This window comes from Roseomonas sp. KE2513 (assembly GCF_016107305.1).
Taxonomy (GTDB): Bacteria; Pseudomonadota; Alphaproteobacteria; order Acetobacterales; family Acetobacteraceae; genus Roseomonas.
In genome coordinates this window covers 38,932-55,709 of record NZ_RCVR01000010.1, presented here as the reverse complement: position 1 = coordinate 55,709, position 16,778 = coordinate 38,932, and the positions used below count along the sequence as shown (strand labels likewise).

Sequence of the window (16,778 nt, the reverse complement as noted above, 5' to 3'; positions counted from 1 at the left end):
CCCTTCCGGCGAGGGGCTATTCGAGCACGATGTTTCGCTCGCGCAAGACGCGCGTCCAGAGGGCGACCTCCCGCGTCACGGTCTCGCCAAAGGCGGGCGGGTTCTCGGGCACGGTCGCGCCGCCCTCCTCCAGGCGGCGGCGGAAGGCCTCGCCCGCGCAGGCGCTCGCCAGAGCGGCCCCCATAGCGGCCATCGCCTCCGGCGGGATGCCGCGCGGGGCCATTAGGCCGAACCAGGTCTGCTCGGCGAAGTCGATGCCCTGCTCGCGCGCGCTGGGCACGTTCGGCAGGGCGGGCACGCGCGGGCCCTCGGTGCCGACCGCCAGCGGCTTCAGGGCGCCGCCGCGGAGCTGGCCGGCAACCGTGGGGAAGACCGGTAGGAAGAGCTGGACCTGGCCTCCCACGAGGTCGGTCGCGGCCTGGGCCATGCCGCGGTAGCTGACGTGGTTGAGGCGCATGCCGGTGGCGGCCTGCAACAGTTCGGTCTGCAGGTGCGTCACGCTGCCGATGCCGTTGCTGCCATAAAAGAGCTGACCGGGGCGGGCCTTGGCGTATTCGACGAAGGCCGGAAGGTCGGCGGCGGGCAGGCTCGGGTTCACCACCACGATCGGGGCGTATTGCGCGAGGAGCCGGACCGGCTCGAGGTCGCGGGCGAAGTTGAAGCCGATGTCGCGGCCTGCGGCGGCGGCGATGGGCAGGGAGTTGTCGATCACGAGAAGGGTGGTCGCGTCGGGTGCCGCGCGGGCGGCGGCCTGCCAGCCGACCGCCCCGCTGCCGCCCGTGCGGTTCTCGACGACGAAGCTGTTGCCCGTCACCTCCTGGAGCCGCTGGGAAAGGCTGCGGGCGAGGAAGTCGGCCGTGCCGCCGGGGGCGAGGGTGACGATGAGGCGGACCGGCTTGTCCGATGGCCAGGGCGTGCCCCCCTGGGCGAGGGCACGCCGCCGCAGCAGGGCGGGGGCGGCGAGCAGCAGCGCCGCGCGGCGGGTGAGCGCCGCGGCGCGGCCGGGGCGCGTGTAGTCCTGTTCGGGCATTCGCCTCCTCCTTCCTTCCGGGCCGCTCTGGCGGCGGCCTTGGTCCGTGGTCAGTCCCGCCGCGGCTCGCGCGTGAGGGCGGAGGCCATGGCGGGGGCGTAGCCGGGCGCCACGCGGGCATCGACGAGGGCCGTGCCGCCGGCCTCCACATGGGCGACGGCGCGGGCGATGGCAGCGTCGAGCGCGGCCTCGTCCTCCACCGGACCGACGCCGAGAAGACCAAGGCTCTCCGCCAGCTTCGCGAAATCGGGGTCGGGGTCGGAGATCGCCTGTCCCACCCACTTGTTCTCGACGGGCCGGCCGCGCTCCTTCGCGACGCGCTCTTGGTGGACCTCATCGTTGAAGAAGGAGCGGTTGTTGGAGACGATGACGAGGAGCGGCACGCGGTAATGGGCGGCGGTCCAGAGTGCGGAGAGGCCCATCATCGTGTCGCCGTCGCCGAGCACCGCGACGGGCAGGCGGCCGGATTCACGGAGCGCGAGCGCCGCGCCCACGGACATGCCGGGCCCGCTACCGATGCCACCGCCGCCGTCCTGGCCGAGGTAATCGAGCGGGTGGTTGAAGTGCCAGAGCCCGCCGTCCCAGCCGAGGGGAATGCGGATGAGGGTGATTTTGCGCCCCTCGGTGTTGCGGCGAAGGGAGGCGGCAAGGCCAGGAATGGTGAGGGTGCCACCCTGCGCCGCCGGGGCGGCGACGGCGGCGGGCCTCGGCGCTGCGGTCGGCTTCGCCGGCAGGGAGGCGAGAAGGGCGGCGACGACCACGTCCGGCTCGTTGTCGAAGTTGAGGTCGGCGGGGGGCAGGCCGCCGTGATCGAAGCTCCAGCCATTGTGCAGGCGCTGGTCGGGCGAGACCTGGATGATACGGGGACCGGCTTCCTCGGCGCCGGCCGCGCGGAGGGTGCCGCCGAGGTCGATCCAGTCGAGGGCGAGGATCACGTCGGCCTCTCGCATCGCCGACTGCAGGGCAGGGGCCGCGAAGGTGCCGGGCGCAGCCGCGTGCAGCGGGTGGTCGGTGGGGAAGGTGGCGGGAAGCTTGAGGTCGGTCGCGACCCTCGCGCTGAGGGCCTCGGCGAGCCTCACGCGCTGCTCCCAGGCCTCGGTGGTCCGGCCGGTGCGCCCCATGAGGATGAGCGGGTTCGTGGCGCCGGAAAGGAGGGTGACGGCGCGGGCGAGCAGCCCAGGGTCGGGAGCCGCGGGCGCGGGGGCGGCGTAGCGTGAGACGTCGGGCGGGGCAGGAAGCGAGTCCAGCGCCTGTTCCTGGATGGCCGCGTCGAGGTTCACGTAGACCGGGCCGCGCGGCGCGCTGTTCATGATCTGATGGGCGCGCAGCAGGGCCTCGCGCGCGGCGGGGATCGAGGCGGGCTGGGCGTCCCACTTCGTGTAGTGGCGGATCAGCGCGCCCTGGTCCTGGGCGGTGTGGATCCAGTCGATCCACGGGCGACGGCGGGCGGCGTCCACTGGGCCCGTGGCGCCGAGGACGAGCACGGGCACCCGGTCGCACCAGGCGTTATAGATGGCCATGGTGCCGTGCATGAGGCCGACATTGCTGTGCAGGGCGGCTGCGATGGGCCGGCCGGAGGCCTTGTAGTAGCCCTGCGCGAGGGCGACCGCGTGCTCCTCGTGCAGGCAGACGAGCATCTGCGGCGCGGTGTTGCCAAGGCGGTTGACGAGGCTGTCGTGCAGGCCGCGGTAGCTGGCCCCAGGATTGAGCGCGATGAAGGGGATGTCGAGGGCGCGCAGCACGTCTGCGATGGCGTCGCTGCCCCAGGCGCGGTTGTCGGCGGGAGTGGCGGGCACGGGCCGGTCCATCGCCTCGGCGCGGGATTTCGCGCCGCCGGTCTCCAGGTCATCGCGCGGCATGCTGTTTCCTCCCGCTTCGTCCTGCCGCAGCCTATGGCGGAACGCCGAGGGATGAACAGGGGGGCGCCCGGGCTAGCCCTCTCCGGCCACGGCCAGCGCGGCAGCGCGCCGGAGGCGAACGGACGGTAGGCGACGATGTCGCGGTGCAGCACGCGCATCGAGGCGGGGACGATGGTAAGACCGCGCCCCGCCGCGACGAGATTGATGGCGGTGCTGATGCGAGAGGCTTCGTCCACCACGCACGGCATAAATCCTGTGCGCTGCAATCCGCCGAGTATGGCGTCGTAGATGCCGGGTCCGTCGGTGCGGCGACGGAGGATGAAGGGCTCGCCGGCGAGAGGATGCGCGCTGGGGTGCGGCGATCGACGAGGCCCGGATCGAGCGTCAGTGACATTGCGGCACATCACGGGGCCGTAGCCGCCGCTCCAGAGAGCGCTTAGCCTCGTGGCCAAGAACAGGGGTGGAAAGGTTCGGGACCATGAGACGACGCAGCCTGCTTGCGGCCCCGGCCGCGCTTGGTTTCGGCATGGCGCAGGCGCAGGCGCAGGCGCAGGCGCCTTATCCAGATCGGCCGCTCCGCATGCTTGTCACCATTCCGCCCGGCGGCGCACCGGACGTGGCGGCGCGAATCCTCGCACAGCGGCTGGGGGAGCGACTGGGGCAACCGGTGGTGATCGAGAACCGCGCGGGCTCGAACGGGCAGATCGCGACGGAAGCTGCGGTGCGCTCGCGTCCCGACGGATACACGCTGCTCTTCGCGCAGGACACCGTGATCGCAGTGAATCCCGCGATCTACGAGCGCGCGCCCTTCAACGTCTCGACCGACCTCATCCCGGTCGCGAGCGTGGCGGCGAACCAGTTCGTGCTCTCGGTCAATCCTTCCCTGCCGGTGCGGAACTTCGAGGAATTCATCGCCCTCGCGCGGCGAAGCGACCCGCCGCTCGCCTATGCCTCCGGCGGGTCGGGCAGCCAGCACCAGTTGGCGATGGAGATGCTGATGCGGCGGGCCGGGATCGACATGCTGCACGTGCCCTTCCGTGGGGGCACGCCGGCTGTGACGGCGACCGTTGCCGGGGACACAGCGGCCGTCTTCTCGGGCACCTCCTCCGCGCCGCTCATCCAGCAGGGGCGGCTGCGCGCGATCGCGGTGACAGGGCCGAAGCGGTCGCCAGCTTTTCCTGACCTGCCGAGGATCGGAGAGTTTTTCCCGAGCTACGAGGTGCTGATCTGGCTCGGCGTCTTCGCGCCTGCCGGGACGCCGGCGCCAGTGATCGCGAAGCTGAGGGAGGAGATCAACGCCTCCCTGGCCGAGCCGGCGGTGAAGGGGCGGCTGGAAGCGGCGGGCGGGCTGGAACCGCTGATCACCACGCCCGAGGGCTTCGCCGAACTCATCCGCCACGATACGGAGAAGTACGGCGCCCTTGTGCGGGAGATCGGGATCAAGCCCGAGTAGTCACCTCATACCTTGAACCGGCTTCGCGTCTCCGGCGCAAAGATCTCGGCAGGGTCAAGCTTGCGGTGGCAGACGCCCTGCTCATAGGCCCAGGTGGTGAAGGCATCGAGCGTCGCGCGGTTGTCCTCCACGCCATAGGGCCAGCCGTCGCCGCCGATCATCTCCCGCGCCGCGCGCGCTCGCTCCGCAATCCAGGGAACGGGAAAGTAGGAAAGGGTGATGTCGGACATGCGCGTGAGGGAGCGGTCGCGTGCCGTCTCCAGCGCCTTCATCAGGTTGAGCGCGAGCCAGCGGTGCCGGTCGTAGACCTCCCGACGGATGACGACGACGTGCATGATGGGGAAGATCCCGGTGTCGCGCAGGAAGCGCTCCTCCTCGGAGCGGTAGTCAGCGAAGAGGCGGCGGATGCCTCGGTTCTCCAGGAAAGGCGCGGGTGGACGGGCTGAGAGAACGACGTCGAGGTCGCCGTCGAGCAGCATCTGGGACAGCGAGCGGTCCTTCACGGGGGTGAGCCTCAACCCGCCGCGGAGGTCGAGCTTCACCTTCTCCACGCGGCCAGGATCGTTCACGCCGGCCTGGAACCAATCAATGCTGGAGAGATCCACGCCATAGCGGTGGGCGATGATGCCGCGGGAGTAGATGGCGGCGGTCTGCGCCCATTCCGGCACGCCGATGCGCTTGCCCGCGAGCTGGGAAGGATCGGTGAGTTCGCTGTCCGAACGCACGTAAAAGGAGGAGTGGCGGAACATGCGGGAGACGAAGACCGGGATGGCAACAAGCGTGTCATCGCCCTGGGACATGAGGGAGATGACCTTCGCGAAGGACATCTCCGACACGTCCCACTCCCGGTGGAAGGTGAAGCGGTAGAAGATCTCCTCCACGGGCATGCGGAGCACGGTGAGGTCGGCGCCGGGAACGGGAACAGTGCCGTCGAGCACGTCGCGGACGTGGTCGTACTCGGAGAGGGCGAGGGTGATCGGGATGTTGGGCATGAGGTGCTCCGAGCGCTGCCGATGACGCGCGCGGCGCTGCCCTCCGTAAAGGGGGCGGCCATGCGTCAATTGCAGCGGGAGGGTCGCGCTCTTTCAGTATGCGGTCAATCGTGCTGCGTCAGCGCGGTGGCTCGACGATGCGAGCGCGGCGGCCTGCGAGGCCGGTGCCCGCGCCGAGTTTGATGCTGCCGTCGCGCTGCGGCACGGCGAGCGGCGCGACCTCAACCTGCGCGACGCCGTTGACGGGCATGCCAAGGAATTGAGCGACCTTCGGGCTGACGCTGATGATGCGCCGCCCCGACGTGGGCAGGCGATCGCGGACACGCACGATCGCGATGCGGCCGTTTCGGAGATTGCGTACACGGGCCGTGCTGCCGAGGGGGAGCGCGTCGCTCGCCGCGCTGTCGGAGTTCAGTTCCACCGTGCCGCCATCGGCCATCCGGCGGCCGGCGAGCGCGGGGGCGAAGACCGAGGCCTGGCCGCGCCGTGCGCCGCCCGAGGCGTCCGGCGCGACGGGCTGGGCGAGGGCAGGGCCGCCAAGGAGTGCGGCGAGGACGAGCAGGGCGCGCAAATCGGTTCACCTGGCTTCTACTGCTGGATCAACGCCGGGCACCGGAGGCGGTTGGACGGGGAGCGGAAGGATCAGGGCGATGGGGCATCCATCCGAGAGAGGGGGCGTTTCCACCGCCTGCGCGCGGGACACCGCGCCGCATCCGAAGCATCGGGACAGGAGGCTCTACATGGGCAAGGCATTCGCCCTGCTGGCATTCGCGGCGGCCGTCTCGGCGGCGTCCCTCTCCGCGACGGCGCCGGCCGAAGCGGCAAAACCCAGGGCCCAGGAGCAGCGCGCAAGGCCGGGCGACGACACATCTGGCCGTGTGCAGCGGGGTCGGGCGTCGCATTACCACCGGGGGTTGAACGGGCGGCGGATGGCGAATGGGGAGCGCTTCTCCGTCAACTCCAACTCCGCCGCGAGCCGGACCCTGCCGCTGGGCACGACGGCTCGGGTGAAAAATCTTGAGACGGGGCGCACTGCCACAGTGGAGGTAGAGGACCGCGGACCCTACGTCCGCGGCCGCATCCTCGATGTGAGCCCGCGCACCGCGCAGCAGCTGGGCATGCTGGAGGATGGGGTCGCGCCAGTGGAGATCTCGCCGGTGGAGGTGCCGCAGCGCGACGGCACCATTCGACAGGGCGCGGGCTCTCGCGGAGGCTAGCTACTCCTTCACCGCGCCGGTGAGCGAGGAGACGTAGTAGTCCACGAAGAACGAGTAGAAGATCGCGACCGGCAACGAGCCGAGCAGGGAGCCTGCCATGAGCGAGCCCCACTGGTAGACATCGCCCTGCACGAGCTCCGTCAGGATGGCGACGGGCACGGTCTTCTTCTCCGAGGAAGAGATGAAGGCAAGTGCGTAGATGAACTCGTTCCAGGAGAGGGTGAAGGAGAAGATGCCGGCGCTGATCAGGCCAGGCACCGCCAGGGGCAGCGTGATCCGCCGGAGGATCTGCAGCCGTGACGCGCCGTCGATGAGCGCGCACTCCTCCAGTTCGTAGGGAATGGACTTGAAGTAGCCGATGAGCAGCCAGGTGCAAAAAGGGATCAGGAAGGTCGGGTAGGTGAGGATGAGCGCCAGTGGGCTGTCGAAAAGGCCGAGCTGGAAGACCATCGTCGCGAGCGGAATAAAGAGGATCGAGGGCGGCACGAGGTAGGCGATGTAGATCGCGAGCCCCACCGCGTTGGCACCCCGGAAGCGTAGCCGCTGGATGGCATAGGCCGCCAGCACCGAGGCGAAGATCGCGAGCACGGTTGAGCAGATGGCGACCAGCATCGTGGTCATCAGCCAGCGCGGATAGGAGGTCTCGAACAGGAGCTTGTTGATGTTCGCGAGGGTGGGATGGACCACCCAGAAAGGGTTGAAGTTCTTGTAGTCGTAGAGCTCCGCGTTCGGTTTGAAGGTCGTGATCGTCATCCAGTAGAAGGGGAACAGGAGGATGAACACGAAGAGGGCCAGGGGCAGGTAGAGCGTGACCAGCCGGCGCGGGGCCGACTGCCAGGAGAGGATCGCGCCCTCCTCCGTGGAGTTACTCATCATTGCCTCCTTGCTGCCACTTGCGCCGGGAGAGGGCGAAGTAGCTGAACAGCGTCGCCAGGACGAGGAAGGGGATCATGGAGACCGCGATGGCCGCCCCCTCGCCGAGCTGGCCGCCGGGAATGCCGCGCTGGAAGGCCAGCGTGGCCATGAGGTGGGTGGAGTTGATCGGCCCGCCGCGGGTAATGGCATAGACGAGCTGGAAGTCCGTGAAGGTGAAGAGCACGGAGAAGGTGAGCACCACCGAGAGGATAGGCATCAGCAAGGGCGCCGTAATCTTCGTGAAGCGCTGCCAGGAGGAGGCACCGTCCAGTAGCGCGGCCTCGTAGAGCGAGGGCGAGATGGTCTGCAGCCCCGCCAGGAGGGAGATCGCGACAAAGGGGATGCCGCGCCAGACATTGGCGAAGACAAGCGACCAGCGCGCGTGCCAGGGCGTGCCGAGAAAGTCGATGTAGCTGTCGCGCCAGCCCAGCACGTCCACCAGCACGTAGGAGATGATCGAGAACTGCGCGTCGAACATCCACCAGAAGGCGATAGCCGAGAGGACCGTCGGCACGATCCAGGGCATCAGGATGATGGCGCGGATGAGCGACTTGAAGGGCACGTTCTCGTTCAGCAGCAGGGCGAGCCAGAGGCCGAGGCCAAACTTTAGGACGGTTGCGACCAGCGTGTAAAAAACCGTGTAGAAGACGGCGTTCCAGAAAACCTGATCGTACCAGAGGGACTCGAAGTTCTCCAGGCCAACGAATTCGCCGCCGCGGCCGATATGGGTGTCGGTGAAGGCAAGCCAGATGCCGAGGCCGAGCGGGTAGGTGAGGAAGACGAGCAGCAGGCCCACCGCCGGCAGCAGGCAGAGGAAGACAAGGAAGGCCTTGTTGTCGAGGAGGCGGGCGAGGGCCCCGGGCGCGGAGCGCCTCGGGTTCCAGGGCACCGCGGCGGTTGTGTCGGCCATGAGGGCCTCCTTGTGGAATCGGGTGGCGCCGCGGGCGGGCCCGCGGCGCTCCTGCCCGATTAGGAGCGGTAGTAGCGGCGGGTGCGGCGCTCGGCCTCGCGCACCGCTTCCTCGGGAGTGGACTGGCCGGAGGAGGCGGCGGCGAACATCTGCACCACCACGTAGTCGGCCGCGACCGAGCCGGAGGCGACGCCGATCGGGCCCTTGTAGCCCGACCAGAACTCCACCGTGTTGGTGTCGCGGTAGACGGCGAGTTTGGGATCGCTCTTCCAAACCTCGCTCTCGGCATAGGCGGCAAGCGGGTGGGACCAGTAGCCGCCGCAGCCGATGAGCCAGGGGTCGTACTGCTCCTGCTCCATCATGAAGCGGAGGTATTCCTTCGCGGCGTTCGGGTAACGGCTGTGCTTGAACACCATGGCGTTCAGCAGCAGCACGTTCTCCGCCATCTTGCCGGCGGGGCCGGTGGGCATGCGCATCATGCCCGTGTCCTCGGCAATGGCGGCCGTGCGCGGGTCGTTCTTGAGCGAGAAGTACATCGACACGCCGTTCTGGGTGACGCCGATCTCACCGGCCGCATAGGCGCGGTTGTTGTTCACGTCGCCCCAGGAGAGCGTGCCGGGAATAAAGGTCTGGTAGAGTTCCTTCGCGTAGCGAAGGGCCGCGATGGTCTGCGGGCTGTTGATCGCGACCTTCCCGGCCTCGTCCACCACCATGCCGCCATGCGACCAAAGGAGCCAGTTGCAATAGGCGTTGCCGTCGCCCACGGCGTTGCCCAGCGCGAAGCCGGCGGGATGCCCGTTCCGCTTCATGTTCTGGCAGAGCTTGAGAAAGCCCTCGTGGTCGGTGGGGATGCTGTCGTAGCCCGCCTCCTTCGCCCAGGAGATGCGGTAGACGCAAGGTGCGCCGGTGCCACCCATAGGGAGGGAGATCCATTGCTCCGTGCCCCACTTCTTGCCGAAGCGCTGGGGCAGCGCGAGCCAGCCGCCGTATTTCTGGCCGAGATAGCCGGCGAGCTCCGTCAGGTCGAGCAGCTTGTCGGCGTAGATATGCGGATCGTCGGCCCAGCCGACCACCACGTCGGGGCCGGCGCCGGTATTGGCGGCAACCGCGGTCTGCGGGCGGAGATCCTCCCAGCCCGCGAAGTCTACGCGCACCTGCACGCCGGTCTGGGCGGTGAACTTGGCGGTGTTCTCGCGGAAGATCGTCTCGTCCGCGTCGACGAACTTCGTCGGGCGCAGGACGCGAAGGGTGGCGCCGTTCTCTAGCGGCTGCCGCGGCGCTGTCGCGTCCTTGACCGGCACGGCGGCGCGGGCGCCGAAGGTGGTGGCGGCCATGGCGCCGGCGCCGAGCGCCAGCGTGCCGCGGCGGGTGATCCGGTTCATCCTTAGGTTTCTCCCTCTCTTTTCTTCTTGGTGGCGGAAGCGATCAGGCGCCGAGGCGCGTGCCGGTCCCCTTGTTGAACAGGTGCGCGAGCCCGGGATCCGGCATGATGCGGAGCGTGTCGCCGACGCGCGCCGTGACACGCTCGCGGAAGGCGCCGACAAGCGTCGAATCGCCGAGCCGTGCGGTGACCATGGTTTCCGACCCCGTCGGCTCCACGAGCTGGACGATGACGGGGATGCCGTTCTCGTCGAGACGGAGGTGCTCCGGGCGGATGCCATAGACGACGGGCTGGCCCGCCTCGGCGCGGGCGGGAAGGGGAAGGCTGGTCGCGCCGTCGATACCATCAGGGCGGAAGCCGCCGTCGCTGATCTGACCGGGGAGGAAGTTCATGGCAGGGCTGCCGATGAAGCCGGCTACAAAAAGATTGGCGGGGCGGTCGTATAGCTCGAGCGGCGTGCCGATCTGCTCCACGCGGCCGCCCTGCATCACCACGATCTTGTCGGCCATGGTCATGGCCTCGATCTGGTCATGGGTGACGTAGACGGTGGTGGTGCGGAGCCGCTGGTGCAGGTCCTTAATCTCGCCACGCATCTGCACCCGCAGCTTCGCGTCGAGGTTGGAGAGCGGCTCGTCGAAGAGGAAGACCTGCGGGTGGCGCACGATCGCGCGGCCCATGGCCACGCGCTGGCGCTGGCCGCCCGAGAGCTGGCGCGGGTAACGGTCCAGCAGGGGGTCGAGCCCAAGGATGCGGCTGGCGCGGGCCGTCTCGGCTTCCATCACCTCCTTCGGCGCCTTCGCCAGGCGCAGCGAGAAGGCCATGTTCTCCCGCACTGTCATATGCGGATAGAGGGCGTAGTTCTGGAACACCATGGCGATGTCCCGGTCCTTCGGCGGGACGTTGTTTACCACGCGGCCGCCGATGACGATCTCGCCGCCGCTGATGTTCTCGAGGCCCGCGATCATCCGCAGCAGGGTGGATTTGCCGCAGCCTGAAGGACCGACCAGAACGCAGAACTCGCCGTCCGCGATGTTCAGGTCCACGCCGTGCAGAATGGGTGTGGCGCCGAAGTTCTTGCGGACGCCGCGTATCTCGACCGAAGCCATCAGCGGTCCGCTAGGACATGTGGCGGGCGCGCGGCCCCAGGTTTACCATTGGGACAATCCTCCAGCTTTGTTGACCCAAGCCTACGCAGGGCGCGCGAGGCAATGCAACAGTGATCCCGGCGGGCACCCCTTGCGCGATGGCTTGCGGGCCGGGGCGGAGCGGGCTGTATTGCCGGCGGCTCCGGACCGGGCGTTCCGCTGCGCTGCGCCGGTCGTTTATGTTTCACAAATGCAAGATCAGCCGAGGACGTCCCCATGAACGGCAACCGGTACAGGGTCTGCGTGGTCGGACTCGGTTCCATGGGCATGGGTGCGGCCCGCTCCTGCATTGCTGCCGGGCTGGCGACCTATGGCCTGGACGTGAACCCCGCCACCTGCGCGTCGCTGCGGGAGGCAGGGGCGGAGGCCAGCGGGAACGATGCCGCAGCCTTCGCGGGCGAGTTGGACGGGGTGCTGCTGTTGGTCGTGAATGCCGCACAGTGCCGGGCGGTGCTGTTCGAGCCGGGTGGGTTGGCCGCGCGACTTCGGCCGGGAACGGGGGTGATGGTCTCCGCCACCATCTCGGCCGCCGATTCGCGGGAGATCGCCGCGCGGCTGGAGGCGATGGGGCTGCTGGTGCTCGACGCGCCCGTCTCGGGCGGGGCGGCGAAGGCGGCGGCGGGGGAGATGACGGTGATGGCCGCCGGGCCGCGCGCCGCCTTCGACCGGCTGCGGCCGGTGCTCGATGCGGTGGCGGGCAAGGTCTACGAGGTCGGGGCGGAGATCGGGCTCGGCGCCACCGTGAAGATCGTGCACCAGCTGCTGGCTGGCGTTCACATCGCGGCGGGGGCGGAGGCGATGGCGCTGGCCGCGCGCGCCGGCATCCCGCTCGACACGATGTACGAGGTGGTGACCCACGCCGCGGGGAACAGCTGGATGTTCGAGAACCGCATGAAGCAGGTGGTGGAAGGCGACTACACGCCCCATTCCGCCGTGGACATCTTCGTGAAGGACCTGCGGCTGGTGACGGAGACGGCGCTGGCGCTGAACTTCCCCCTGCCCCTGGCAAGCACGGCCTACGGGATGTTCGCCAATGCGAGCAACGCGGGCCACGGGCGGGAATCCGATGCGGCGGTGATCAGGACCTTTGCCGGCATCAAGCTGCCCGGAGACCGGGATGCCTGAGCGTCGTGCCTCAGGTTCCGCCCGCGGCAAACTGGGGTAGTTTGAAGCGGGCCTCTCGATCGGGGCGCAGGACAGGGCCGGCCGAGCCGGAGAAGGAGCAGGAACATGCCGCGTTTTGCCGCCAATCTCTCGATGATGTTCACGGAGCTGCCCTTCCTCGACCGCTTCGCCGCGGCGGCCGCTGCGGGCTTCGAGGCGGTAGAGTTCCTCTTTCCCTACGAGCACGCGCCGGAGGCGGTGGCGGAGAGGCTGCGGGCGGCCGGGCTGTCGCAGGTGCTGTTCAACATGCCGCCGGGGGACTGGGCGGGGGGCGAGCGCGGCATGGCCGCCATTCCCGGGCGTGAGGCGGAGTTCCGGGAGACGGTGCCGGTGGCGCTGCGCTACGCGAAGGCGCTCGGTTGCCCACTGCTGCACTGCATGTCCGGTATCACGGGCGATCGTGACCGTGCGGCCTGCGAGGCGACCTTCATCGAGAACTTCCGCTTCGCGGCCGATGCCGCGGCGGCGGAGGGCGTCACGCTTGTGGTGGAGCCGATCAACACGCGCAACATGCCCGGCTACTTCGTCAATCACCAGATGGACGGGATCGCGCTGATCGAGCGCGTGGGGCGACCTAATGTCTCGCTGCAGTTCGACCTTTATCACGCCCAGATCATGGATGGTGATCTGAGCAAGCTGATCGAGAAGCTGGCCGGGCGCTTCGCGCATGTGCAGGTCGCCTCCGTGCCCGACCGCCACGAGCCGGACGAGGGGGAGCTGAACTTCCCGCACCTCTTTGGCGTGCTGGACCGCGTGGGCTACAAGGGCTGGATCGGCTGCGAGTACAATCCGCGGGGTGAGACGACGGCCGGGCTCGGCTGGTTTGCCCCCTACAAGGCGCGTTGAGGCCGGAATGTGGATCGTTGTCACAGGCGGCGCGGGCTTCCTCGGCAGCCGGGTGATCCGGGCTCTGCTGGCCGCGCGCGGGAGCAAGGACGGGCTGCCGGATTTCGAGGGCGTGCTCTCGGTCGATCTCGCGCCCTGCCCGGTGGAGGATGCGCGGGTTTCCTCGGTGGTCGGGGATATCGCCGATCCCGCTCTGGCGGGGCGCGTGATCGATGCGGAAACGGTTGGCGTCTTCCACCTGGCGGCGGTGCTGAGCGGGCAGTCGGAGGCGGAGTTCGACGTCGGGATGCGCGTGAACCTCGACGGCACGCGCGCCCTGCTGGAAGCGGCGCGGGCCACCGGGCATGCGCCGCGCTTCGTCTTTGCCAGCTCCGTCGCGGTCTTCGGCGGCGAGATGCCGGTCGTGGTGCCGGAGAGCCTGGCGCCCATGCCCGCCTCCTCCTATGGCGCGGCGAAGGCGATGGGGGAGCTGTTGGTCAACGACTACTCCCGCAGGGGCTTCGTGGACGGGCGGGTGTGCCGACTGCCGACCATCGTCGTGCGGCCGGGCAAGCCGAACTCGGCGGCCTCCTCCTTCGCCAGCGGGATCATCCGGGAGCCGTTGGCGGGCGTCGCCTCGAACCTGCCAGTACCGGTGGGCACGCGGCTATGGCTTTCCTCCCCGGATGCGGTGGTGGAGAACCTCGTGCACGCCATGGCCGTGGAGGGGGCGTGGATAGGCCCCTGGCGCACGCTGAACCTGCCGGGCATCTGCGTCACGGCGGGGGAGATGCTGGAGAGCCTGGAGCGGGTGGGTGGCGCCGCCGCGCGCGCGCTGGTCAGCCAGGAGCCGGAGAAGCGCGTGGCCGACATCGTCTGCTCCTGGCCCGGCGACTTCGACGTCACGCGGCCGCTGGCGCTGGGCTTCACGCGCGACGGCGACTTCGACGGGGTCGTGCGGCAGTACAGGGACGAATTCGTCCACTAGTCCGGGGAACTCCGCTCAGGCTGAGCACGTGGTGTTCCTGCCCCTGCGTCTTGATTGCGCCAGGGCAGCTGGCGCGCACGGGGGCGATAGCCTGCTGTGGCGCCGTGCCGCTCCACGAGGATGCGGGAGGGCACGAGACCCGCGCAGCCGAGGCCGTCCTTGCAGTGGACGAGCACCGCCACCCCATGGTCCAGCGCGGCGTGGACGGCTTGGCGCTTCTTCCTCCAGGCGATTTCCGACTGATCAGTCGGAACGTCGTCAAATGGTGTCCAGGCGCCGGTTGCGGCCGCCTGCTGCCACTTGCCGAGGCATAAAGTGATGCCGACCATACCGCTGCCGGGGCAGGGGAGGGGGGAGATCTGAAGCGAATGCGTGTGGCTCGTCCGCATCTCGCTCCTCTTTCTAGGCTGCCCGGGCGGCAGGGCGGCCGGCGCGGGCCACTTCCCGCTGAGGGACCGCTGCGGCGGAGGGGTGGTGGGGCAGGGGCGTTGAGGGGCAGGCGCCATGCACGCTAAGCTTGCGCCGGCCGCGTGATCGCGACCCAGGAAGGATGAGGTGGTGCATGCGGAAGCCGAACTACGATTTCGAGCGTAGCCAGCGCGAAAAGGCGAAGGAACTGAAGGCGCAGGCGAAGGCGCAGAAGAAGCTGGAGAAGGCGGCTGCGGCCGGGGAGGCCGCAGGGCCGGCTGGGGAAGGCACGGAGAGTGCGGAGGAGCGGCCTGAGCGCGCCTGATGCCGGGCCGCCACTCCTTGGGGCTGGCAGGTGAGGGCGCCGACCGGCGCCCCCCCCCTTTGCTGTCAGCCCCAGGGGTCGATGTGAAAGTTCACGATCGAGGAGCTGTGGAGCGCCGCGTTCGCGCCGGCCACTTCGTGCCCGTCCACGCTGATGCCGTCCACGTAGAGGTTGCGGTCGGTCGCTGCGGTGCCGCCATAGGCGTCGTTCATGAAGGCGACGGTGATGTTCGAAGGCGCGTTGTCAACGTTGAAGGTGAAGTCCTGCGTCGCCCCCGCAGCGTGGGAGGCGGTTACCGCGCCGCTGCCCACCTGCCTCCCATCAGCGATCGCGACGAACTGCGCGTCGCCCTGCCAGGCATCCTCCGAGAGGCGCAGGGTAAAGCTGTGGCTGGTCTGTGCAGGCGCGTTGCCAGCCGGAGCCGGAGCCGGAGCCGGAGCCGGAGCCGGAGCCGCGGCTGGGGCGGGCGCGTCGCCGACCGTGACCGTCGCGGTGCCTGCACTGTAGAGGGCGGCGTTCACCGCGGTCTCCTTCCCTGCGTAGCTGATGCTGTCGAGATAAAGGTTGCGGTCGGTGGAGTCCGTGCCGCCCCAGGCATCGTTCAGGAAGGTAATCCCTACCGTGTGCTGGCCTTCGGCCAAGCCGGAGATCACGACGTCGTTGTGCTGGCCCGCGGCGTGGGAAGCGGTGGCGGTGCGGATGCCGCCCGACTGCTGGCCGTCGATCGTCACGATGAACTGCGCGTCGCCCTGCCAGGCATCCTCGGAAACGTGGAGGACGAGGTCGCCTGGGCCGGCTACCGGCTGTGCCGCGACCGGGGACGGTGCCGGCACGGGGGCTGGTGCGGGCACCGGCGCGGGCGTCGTCACAGGGGCGGGATGGTCCGTTCCGGCCGCGGGCACGGGGTCGGGCGTGACGACCGGCGCGGGGGCGGGCGTTGCGACCGGAGCGGGCGTAGCCTGGCCGTTATAGGGGTGCGACAGGTCTAGCAGGGGCGCCACGGCGAGCTTGATCGTGTTGACGACATCCGCGACGCCGGACACCACTTGGTTCGGGAGGCCAAAGACCGAGTTGCCGGAGACATACGCCGGAGCGCTCGTTTCGTTCAGCAGCAGCGAGGCGCTGGGCGAGACGAAGTGGTTGATGACGGTGTTGTCGGTGACGGAGATGCTGGAGCCCGGATAGGGGCCGTTCTCGCCGCCGAAGTGGATCATCCCCGGATTGTCGGAACGCGCGCCCTGCTGGATGACGTTGTTCGCGATTACCACCTTGCCGCCATCCGGCACGTCAACGGAGTAGCTGCCGGTGCCGTCGGGACCCTCGGCGATGCGGCTGTTGGTGACGATCGTCTCGTGTGCGCGGCTCTTGATCTCGTGGCCGATGACCGCGTCGTGGAAGTAGCTGTTGTCGATGGTGAGCTTGGCGATCTCACCGACATAGAGGTTGTGCGTGCGGCCGTCGCCGACGCCGTTATGGTTGAACTCGCTGCTTCTGATCGTGATCGTGCCGTTCGACACCGGGTTGGCGAGGAGGCCGTTCTGATTATTCTCGAAAAGTGAATCCTCAATCGTCAGGTTCCCGCCCTGGTAGCGGACTCCCGCGCCGTTGCCATCCGCGACCGTCGCGCCCGAGAAGGCGAGATCCTTGATGGTAACGTCGGTGTTGGTGATCAGAATACCCTTACCATTCGGGATGTTTCCGGTCGCATTAAGGCGCGCCAGGCCACCCACCCCTTCGATGGTGATCTTCGTGTTCACGGACGCGAAGTCGTTCGTGTAGGTGCCGGCCTGAATGGCGACGGTGTCGCCATCACGCGACGCAGCGATGGCGGAAGCGATGGTCGAAAACTGCTGTCCTGCGCCAACCGAGAGGGTGCCCATGGCTGCTCTTCTTTCCCATTGTTGCTATCCGGCACGGCGCGTCGCTGGGTGAGCGCTGCTGCCGGCGTGCGGCTGGGCGGAGCGCTATCAAACGAGCCGGGCAGCACACAGGCATGAAACCGAAACGGTTCCCACCAAGGCGATGAATTGCTGATCAGGTGCTCTCAAATCCGTGAAGAGAAGGAAAAAAAACCTAGTACTGGTCGTTCTGTCGTGTTACGCCACACTGCGACATGCACTAAAAGCACACTGATAGTTTATCGGAATAATATTGTTATGCGTCTCC

16 protein-coding genes and 1 pseudogene are annotated in these 16,778 nt (G+C 68.6%); 6 read left to right on the top strand and 11 right to left on the bottom strand.

All coding sequences use genetic code 11. The annotated features are described in order from the left end of the window. Window positions 1–16: 16 nt before the first annotated feature. From D9599_RS12185 to D9599_RS32440, 3 genes and pseudogenes are all read right to left on the bottom strand, one after another. On the bottom strand, window positions 17–1,030 hold the full coding sequence (locus tag D9599_RS12185) for a tripartite tricarboxylate transporter substrate binding protein (protein WP_198381510.1): 1,014 nt from the start codon (window positions 1,028–1,030) through the stop codon (window positions 17–19). Window positions 1,031–1,080: 50 nt separating this feature from the next. After that, the gene (locus D9599_RS12180) at window positions 1,081–2,889 is read right to left on the bottom strand and encodes a thiamine pyrophosphate-binding protein (protein ID WP_232480424.1); all 1,809 of its coding nucleotides are present in this window, start codon (window positions 2,887–2,889) and stop codon (window positions 1,081–1,083) included. A 110-nt stretch (window positions 2,890–2,999) separates the two neighbouring features. Next, window positions 3,000–3,293 (bottom strand): annotated as a pseudogene (locus D9599_RS32440) (LysR substrate-binding domain-containing protein); the annotation flags it as partial. 74 nt (window positions 3,294–3,367) lie between these two features. On the opposite strand from D9599_RS32440, the gene D9599_RS12170 reads away from it, so the two are divergent. Then, the gene (locus D9599_RS12170; RefSeq protein ID WP_198381509.1) at window positions 3,368–4,342 is read left to right on the top strand and encodes a tripartite tricarboxylate transporter substrate binding protein; all 975 of its coding nucleotides are present in this window, start codon (window positions 3,368–3,370) and stop codon (window positions 4,340–4,342) included. 5 nt (window positions 4,343–4,347) lie between these two features. Here the strand turns inward: D9599_RS12170 and D9599_RS12165 are convergent, their stop codons facing one another. Both D9599_RS12165 and D9599_RS12160 read right to left on the bottom strand, forming a co-directional pair. After that, window positions 4,348–5,334: a hypothetical protein gene (locus D9599_RS12165; RefSeq protein WP_198381508.1), complete on the bottom strand. Its 987-nt coding sequence runs from the start codon at window positions 5,332–5,334 to the stop codon at window positions 4,348–4,350. Window positions 5,335–5,452: 118 nt separating this feature from the next. Further along, complete coding sequence (locus D9599_RS12160; protein WP_198381507.1) at window positions 5,453–5,905, bottom strand: RlpA-like double-psi beta-barrel domain-containing protein; 453 nt, start codon at window positions 5,903–5,905, stop codon at window positions 5,453–5,455. Between the two features lie 169 nt (window positions 5,906–6,074). Between D9599_RS12160 and D9599_RS12155 the strand changes: the two genes are divergently transcribed. Further along, window positions 6,075–6,551: a septal ring lytic transglycosylase RlpA family protein gene (locus tag D9599_RS12155; protein WP_198381506.1), complete on the top strand. Its 477-nt coding sequence runs from the start codon at window positions 6,075–6,077 to the stop codon at window positions 6,549–6,551. Here D9599_RS12155 and D9599_RS12150 read toward each other — a convergent pair whose 3' ends face one another. From D9599_RS12150 to D9599_RS12135, 4 genes are read right to left on the bottom strand one after another with little or no spacing between them, the layout of a single operon-like run. After that, on the bottom strand, window positions 6,552–7,424 hold the full coding sequence (locus D9599_RS12150; RefSeq protein ID WP_043834946.1) for a carbohydrate ABC transporter permease: 873 nt from the start codon (window positions 7,422–7,424) through the stop codon (window positions 6,552–6,554). Next, window positions 7,417–8,376 carry a carbohydrate ABC transporter permease gene (locus D9599_RS12145; protein ID WP_198381504.1) on the bottom strand — a complete coding sequence of 320 codons (960 nt, stop codon included), beginning with the start codon at window positions 8,374–8,376 and terminating at the stop codon, window positions 7,417–7,419. Before D9599_RS12145 ends, D9599_RS12150 begins: the two co-directional genes overlap by 8 nt. A 59-nt stretch (window positions 8,377–8,435) precedes the next feature. Then, window positions 8,436–9,758, bottom strand: a complete 1,323-nt coding sequence (locus D9599_RS12140) for an ABC transporter substrate-binding protein (RefSeq protein WP_198381503.1) — start codon at window positions 9,756–9,758, stop codon at window positions 8,436–8,438. 43 nt (window positions 9,759–9,801) lie between these two features. Continuing rightward, window positions 9,802–10,863 carry an ABC transporter ATP-binding protein gene (locus D9599_RS12135; RefSeq protein WP_198381502.1) on the bottom strand — a complete coding sequence of 354 codons (1,062 nt, stop codon included), beginning with the start codon at window positions 10,861–10,863 and terminating at the stop codon, window positions 9,802–9,804. A gap of 255 nt (window positions 10,864–11,118) precedes the next feature. On the opposite strand from D9599_RS12135, the gene ltnD reads away from it, so the two are divergent. The 3 genes from ltnD (at window position 11,119) to denD (ending at window position 13,879) form a co-directional block, all read left to right on the top strand. Then, a complete protein-coding gene (gene ltnD / locus D9599_RS12130) occupies window positions 11,119–12,027 on the top strand; it encodes an L-threonate dehydrogenase (RefSeq protein WP_198381501.1) in 909 nt (302 codons plus the stop codon). Window positions 12,028–12,132: 105 nt separating this feature from the next. Continuing rightward, the gene (otnI, locus tag D9599_RS12125) at window positions 12,133–12,912 is read left to right on the top strand and encodes a 2-oxo-tetronate isomerase (protein ID WP_198381500.1); all 780 of its coding nucleotides are present in this window, start codon (window positions 12,133–12,135) and stop codon (window positions 12,910–12,912) included. 7 nt (window positions 12,913–12,919) lie between these two features. After that, window positions 12,920–13,879: a D-erythronate dehydrogenase gene (gene denD / locus D9599_RS12120; protein WP_198381499.1), complete on the top strand. Its 960-nt coding sequence runs from the start codon at window positions 12,920–12,922 to the stop codon at window positions 13,877–13,879. On the opposite strand, the gene D9599_RS12115 is transcribed toward denD, so the two are convergent. Continuing rightward, complete coding sequence (locus tag D9599_RS12115) at window positions 13,876–14,268, bottom strand: hypothetical protein (protein WP_198381498.1); 393 nt, start codon at window positions 14,266–14,268, stop codon at window positions 13,876–13,878. The two genes, denD and D9599_RS12115, sit on opposite strands and share 4 nt — an antisense overlap. A 173-nt stretch (window positions 14,269–14,441) precedes the next feature. Between D9599_RS12115 and D9599_RS12110 the strand changes: the two genes are divergently transcribed. Then, on the top strand, window positions 14,442–14,612 hold the full coding sequence (locus D9599_RS12110; RefSeq protein WP_198381497.1) for a hypothetical protein: 171 nt from the start codon (window positions 14,442–14,444) through the stop codon (window positions 14,610–14,612). Between the two features lie 65 nt (window positions 14,613–14,677). Here D9599_RS12110 and D9599_RS12105 read toward each other — a convergent pair whose 3' ends face one another. Continuing rightward, window positions 14,678–16,492 carry a carbohydrate-binding domain-containing protein gene (locus tag D9599_RS12105; protein ID WP_198381496.1) on the bottom strand — a complete coding sequence of 605 codons (1,815 nt, stop codon included), beginning with the start codon at window positions 16,490–16,492 and terminating at the stop codon, window positions 14,678–14,680. Window positions 16,493–16,778: the final 286 nt, after the last annotated feature.